Origin of the sequence: Novipirellula sp. (assembly GCF_041583735.1) — a bacterium.
Lineage (GTDB): Bacteria > Planctomycetota > Planctomycetia > Pirellulales > Pirellulaceae > Novipirellula.
This window is the reverse complement of sequence record NZ_JBFHFD010000536.1, coordinates 1-6015: the sequence shown is the minus strand read 5'-3', so window position 1 is coordinate 6015 and position 6015 is coordinate 1. Positions and strand designations below refer to the sequence as shown.

Annotated in this window: 6 protein-coding genes; 4 read left to right on the top strand and 2 right to left on the bottom strand. The window is 54.3% G+C overall.

Annotated elements, in window-relative coordinates; all coding sequences use genetic code 11:
* A partial coding sequence (locus ABX962_RS27665; RefSeq protein ID WP_372724285.1) for a hypothetical protein occupies positions 1-209 on the bottom strand: 209 nt, incomplete at its 3' end.
* Positions 210-1069: 860 nt separating this feature from the next.
* Between ABX962_RS27665 and ABX962_RS27660 the strand changes: the two genes are divergently transcribed.
* From ABX962_RS27660 to ABX962_RS27650, 3 genes are all read left to right on the top strand, one after another.
* Complete coding sequence (locus tag ABX962_RS27660) at positions 1070-1537, top strand: hypothetical protein (RefSeq protein ID WP_372724284.1); 468 nt, start codon at positions 1070-1072, stop codon at positions 1535-1537.
* Between the two features lie 47 nt (positions 1538-1584).
* Positions 1585-1950 carry a DUF2200 domain-containing protein gene (locus tag ABX962_RS27655; RefSeq protein ID WP_372724282.1) on the top strand — a complete coding sequence of 122 codons (366 nt, stop codon included), beginning with the start codon at positions 1585-1587 and terminating at the stop codon, positions 1948-1950.
* A gap of 212 nt (positions 1951-2162) precedes the next feature.
* Positions 2163-3338, top strand: coding sequence for an alpha/beta hydrolase fold domain-containing protein (locus tag ABX962_RS27650; protein WP_372724280.1), 1176 nt, complete (start codon positions 2163-2165; stop codon positions 3336-3338).
* A gap of 407 nt (positions 3339-3745) precedes the next feature.
* On the opposite strand, the gene ABX962_RS27645 is transcribed toward ABX962_RS27650, so the two are convergent.
* Positions 3746-4678, bottom strand: coding sequence for a diguanylate cyclase (locus ABX962_RS27645; RefSeq protein WP_372724278.1), 933 nt, complete (start codon positions 4676-4678; stop codon positions 3746-3748).
* 409 nt (positions 4679-5087) lie between these two features.
* Here ABX962_RS27645 and ABX962_RS27640 point away from each other — a divergent pair.
* Positions 5088-6015: nucleoside hydrolase (locus tag ABX962_RS27640; RefSeq protein ID WP_372724276.1), on the top strand; the 928-nt coding region annotated here is incomplete at its 3' end.

Sequence of the window (6015 nt, the reverse complement as noted above, 5' to 3'; positions counted from 1 at the left end):
TGCAAATCCAAATCGTCCACGATCTCGGCGATTCGGACGGCGACTTCGTCCGCCGAGTCGTGATCGTGTCGACGCACTTTCGATAACGCACGAAAACGTTCTTCGAGTTCGAACGCATTGACCCCTGCTTGGCGGCGGATCACCTTTCCCAACAAATCGCCTAACAAGTGGATATCGGTGGAAAGTCGCTTGTGGAGTTGTTTGGACATCGGATTAGCGTTTTCTAAGGTTTCACTTGCAAGATTTTCAGCACCATTGCCCCAATGACTTCACGCATGAAACGAGCATGGGGAATGGAGAACCACGGGGACCACTGCTCTACAACGATGGAATACCACCACAGAACGCTTCAATCTGAACGCACTGTATTATTGCATGCAAGGTGGTTGGCCGGTGAAATCCGGCGTGGTCATCCAAAGACCTAGATAGGGGGCCACATAATCACTTCGAGTGCTCACGATGGCCGAGCCCGTTCATCGAGGGTGTGTCAAATCACCCTCTCTTTTTCGATCGACTTGTCTTGCGTTCACGCTGCTGGTCGCGATGGGATTCGCTAGCCGTCGAAGGGAGTATTAATTCGCAACAGATAGGGATGAGAGTGAGATTCCTGGTCCCAAAGCAAACATATCCAAACAAAGTCTCGACCCGAGAAAGGTGAAATGATCGTGCGATGATGTATCGATCGCGTCAAGGCCATGCGAAAGCTGCGAAGCGATCGCAATGTCGAAGGCCCGTATTTGCGTTGGCGGAAATACCGTGTGTCTTGCGGTGGGAAATCCTACCCGGCGTTAATCATTCTCATCTGGTAATGATCCTGCGAACCGGACTGGCGAAACCAGGGACGGTTTTGGCGAGGTCACGTTCCGCTGCGAAATTTCGCGGTCCCGCGAGGCCCGCACGACCGTGACGCCGACGCGTGGCTGAATTTGCCCAACATCGCGCTTTGCCGCCACGCTTGCGGTATGATTGGCATGGTCTGGATACCCACCAATAGCACCGCGTCTTGACTGGAATGTTGTCGCCGACGCTAAGTCCCTTCACGCTTTTCACAAACTGGAAACCTTGTCTGATGCGATTGATTGCCACGATCCTGATTGCGGCTGTATGGATCGGAACCACAACCACTGCGACCGCCGATGAACCGATCACGCTGATGGGGACCATTCTAAAATGGCAATACCCGCAATCCAATCTTAGCGGCAGTGAGATGTCGGACGTTCCCACGGTCAACGCCGATGGCAACAGAACGGCGGCGTCCATGGTGTGCAAAACCCATATGACGACCGAAGACTCGGTCGAAAAAGTGATTGCCTTTTATGAGCACAAACTAACGCCCAATCCCAAGGCCGACGACAAGACGAAAGCAGAATGGACCGATGGACGAGCCGTGCTGATTTCGGATGAATCGGCGGGGCGGCCCTTTGCGCTTCACACAATCCTTGTCACCACGAAAAACACCTCGACCACGTTGACCGTGTCGCGTGGCAGCAATGAGACCGAAACGCATATCCACTGGAAACATTACGTTCGGTTCTAGAGCTCGCGGATTCCAACTTTGACTTCACGTTTATTTTGTACTGCATTATGAAAAGCACAAAAAGCCACGATGAACGGATAGCCACGATGTCGTTTGCTTCGGTCTACCCCCACTATGTCACCAAGGTGGAAAAGAAAGGCCGGAGCACCGACGAACTGCATCAAGTCATCCGCTGGCTGACCGGGTTTGACGAAAAGACGCTGCAAAAACAGATCAAAGACCAGGTCAACTTTGAACAGTTTTTCCAGAAAGCCAAGCTGAATCCCAATGCCCACCTGATCACCGGTGTCATCTGTGGTTACCGGGTTGAGGAGATCGAGAATCCGCTGACGCAAAAGGTCCGATACCTCGACAAGCTAGTCGACGAGTTGGCGAAAGGCCGCAAGATGGAAAAAATCTTGCGTAGCGAATGAATGTCCACTCGGGGCATCGAATCGCCAAAGTCAGAGGTGACAACACACGTTCCCATCCCCTAACAACGTGATCACCCATGCATGGATGCCGCAGTTCCGTTTCGTCCAATCGCGGTATCGGAAGTTTTTTCAACCATTCGTTTCAGCTTGGAACATCACTCGTGATAACAAGATTTGCAATCGCGATCCTCGGCACGCTTATGCTGCCAATCATGTTGCTCGCACAAAGCGGCACCGACCGTTTCATCACCCGCATGAAGAACGACGATATAAACGGTGACGGCAAATTGACACTCGATGAGTTCACGGGGCCACAACGCTTGTTCGAACGGTTGGACGAAGATGGCGACGGGGTATTGGTGCTTTCCGATGACGCCGCACAAAGGCTGAAAAACCTGCGAGCAAAAGCGAGCGATCAGTCTGGACCGGCGATCGGAAGTGCGGACCGCCAGCGGATGATGGAAACGATCCAGTCGCGGGCAGCCAATCTGCGTCAGGGCGACGCGGCCATGCGGGGTGAACTAAGAGAACGGCGAGACCCCGATCATCGGGACGTACGCTACGGCGAACATGAACGACATGTGTTGGATATCTACTTGGCTAAAACAGAGAACAATGAACCTGCCCCATGCATGATCTGGATCCATGGCGGCGGATTCCGCCGCGGCGACAAGTCGGAAGGAAGCTTGTTTGCACGCCCCTTTGTCGAGAACGGCATTCACTATGTGACGCTCAATTATCGCTTGAGCCAACAATCGCTTGCACCAGCCTGTTTTCACGATTGTGCCCATGCGGTGCAGTTTCTAAGACAAAACGCAGAGAAGTGGAATATTGACAAATCACGCATTGCGATCGGGGGCGGTTCGGCCGGTTCGGGACTGGCGCAGTGGATTGCCTACAGCCCCGACCGCGCGGATCCGACGGCAGCGGATCCCATGTTACGTCAGTCGACTCGTGTTTCCGCCGTCGTCTTGCTCAATGCACAAACCTCGTACGATTTCCGCTGGGTCAAAAAACACATTCCTGGCGATGCCTGGATGGGCGACGGATTGCAGCAGCTATTTGGCTATACGATCGAGGACATTGACAAAATCGAGGACGAGCAATTCCGAACGATCCAAGAATGCTCGCCGATCACTCATCTCAGCGAAGATGATCCGCCCACGGTGTTCTATTACCGGCGATCGAAGGATCCCGAGATCGCAATGCAAAATGCGATGGACGGCATCCATCACCCCTTCTTTGGTATTGAACTAAAAAAGCGTGCTGATGAACTAGGGGTGCCATGCGATGTATTCACAGTTGAAACCACAAAGGATCGACTCTTTTACAATCGCCGCTGGGACCACGCTGTTAAGTTTTTGAAAAAGCATTTCGAGATGGAGTAGTCTCAACCTCGAGATGGTGAGCATTGCGAACCGAGCGAGATGCTAAGCGGTGGTCGGCTGCGATTTGCTTCAGTTTCACCGCGCTGGCAGGCGGCAACCGAATCGCTTTTTGCACAAAATTGCGTTCCGTTTTGCTGACGTCCCAAAGTTTTTCGATTCGCACGGTACTGGGATCAATTTAATCGCCTAGTTGCACCTTCGGCGAATGGACAGTCACGAAGACAACGTCTTCGGACTCGTGTCCGGGGCTTCCTCATGCAGTCGCTACCGTGACTTAGCATCGAAACAAAGCTTGCGTGAACGAGCGTTTTACGCGATCAAGACTTGGTAGATGCCGTGCATGAACAATGCATTGCCCGGGTTAGGGCAATTCCGGTTCAAAGCAACGCGTGATTAGAAAAGAAGCTTTACAGTGCAACGCAATTTTTGCCACTTGCTTTCGCGCGATACAGCGCGTCATCGGCACTGGTGATGAGTGCAAGCGAACTGGTGAACGCCGGAGTATACGATGAAACTCCGATGCTGATCGTCGGACGCAGCGGAATACCGTCTTTCTCCATTCCGGCCGATTCCACTGCGGTGCGAATCTGTTCCGCGACCGTACATGCCGACGCAAGGTTCTGTCCCGGCAAAAACGCACTGAATTCGTCGCCGCCAAACCGGCAGGCTCGTCCTTTATTCCCGAGCACTTTGGCGATCAATCGACCGGTTTCACCGATCACGTGGGCGCCGTAAAGGTGACCATGGGTGTCGTTGATCTGTTTAACGCCATCCATGTCCATCATCAAAACCGAAAGCGGCATCTCGCCTCGAAGCGAATTTTGGAACGCAAACTCCAACGCTTCGTCAAAACGTCGCTTCGAGGGAAGGTCGGTCAGTGGATCGGTGCCCACCAGAGTTGCGACTTCGCTGTGGTAGTCAATGTCAAGTTCATCAGCAAGCGCGAAGCGAACCACCGTCTCGCCGACAAAAATCTTGTCGCCATCTTTCAATACCTTTTGCCCCACGACCGGAACCGCATCGACTCGCGTCCCATTGGTCGAGTTGAGGTCCTCGATGATGTACCCTCCGTCCCCGATCCGTGTGATGGTCGCGTGATGTCCCGACACCTTCATGTCATGCAGCGGAAATGTGCACGTCGGGCTACGGCCGATCACGGTGCGTTCTGACAAAAATGCGTGGACGCCAATGTCCGCGCGGCTGCGAATCACGCTCAGAAACGCCTTCTTCGCAGCATGATTTCCTGCTGGGGCATAGACACCCTCAATTCGCAGGGTCCCCCCATCCATCACGTGCCCCGGTACTCGTGCCGCCGACAGTTCTTTGTAGTTCAATTTCATGGCAGATCGAATGCTTGCAATGGGATCATGGAATTCCGATTGGCGAGGGCCCGTTTTTAACAAGAATCCCCTGCCGATGTCATGCCCGATTCGGCGATCAAAACGAGTGCCCGACACAAATAACTCTCCCGTGTCGCCACAAATTTTTGTTGCCTCGCAACCCGAATGGAAAAATCGGCGTACTGGCTGACTGCATTGCAGCTAGCGGGCCAGCGAGTTTTCGCACGGTCTGCGGCGACATTCGCCCCGAGTTTCTTGTATGCTGGCGAAGAATAAAATGCGTGCATTTTTTCAGAGCTACCATCCCCCCCTGTCGCCCCCCCGACGATGAAGACTGCTGGTTCCGTACGACGACGTCGCTTTTCGGTTGGCAAAACAGCCACCTAAATCAGCAATCTCCCCTGATGCCATGAAATACTTTGTCCAAGTTTGTTTGTTGTTTACTGCAACCACGATCGTTAACGCCGCGGATTCCGTTCCCGTTACGCCTGTACCCGTTATTTTTGATACGGACATGGCGGACGACTGCGATGACGCGGGCGCGCTGGCGATCTTGAACAAATTGGCCGACCGTGGCGAAGCGAAACTACTTGCAGTGATCACCAACCGCGCCGACGCCGCAGGGCTCTCGGCGGCTGCCTGTGACGTGATCAACACCTTTTATGGCCGCGGTGATGTCCCGATCGCGACCGACAAGGACGGCGCGAAGGTCCCTTGGAATCATCCGAGTTCTTACACGCCAGCGTTGGCGAAGGAATTCCCGCACGACTGTCCGAGCGACCAACAGTGCATCGACGCGCTGCGTCTTTATCGCGAAACGTTGGCGGCAGCAGAGGACCATTCGGTTGTGATCTGTAGCGTCGGAGCACTTAGCAATCTGGAAGACCTGCTGAACTCGTCGGCTGATTCGACCAGCCCCCTGAGCGGTGAAGAGCTGATCCGTACCAAGGTGAAACAGACCGTGATCATGGGAGGCCACTTTCCTCGTTCGGCCAAACCGGAAACGAACCTTCGTCTCGACCCTGCCGCCGCCGTCAGCGTGACCAATCGCTGGCCAGGCGAGATCATCTGGCAAGGCTTCGAAGTAGGCGCGGCACTGCGATGTGGCAAGTCGCTGCAGGCGTGCGGAACGGACAATCCTGTGCGTCGCGCGTTTGAACTGCGTCCGTACCTTGGTGGCGCTGCGATCGACCATGGCAAACCTGCGCATGATCAAGCCGCCGTCTTGTTAGCCGTTCGCGGTGTCCAAGACGAGTACTGGACGATCAGCCCGCCTGGCCACGTCATCATCGATTCGGACGGACACAGCGAATGGAGAGCCGGTGGAAAGAAACGGC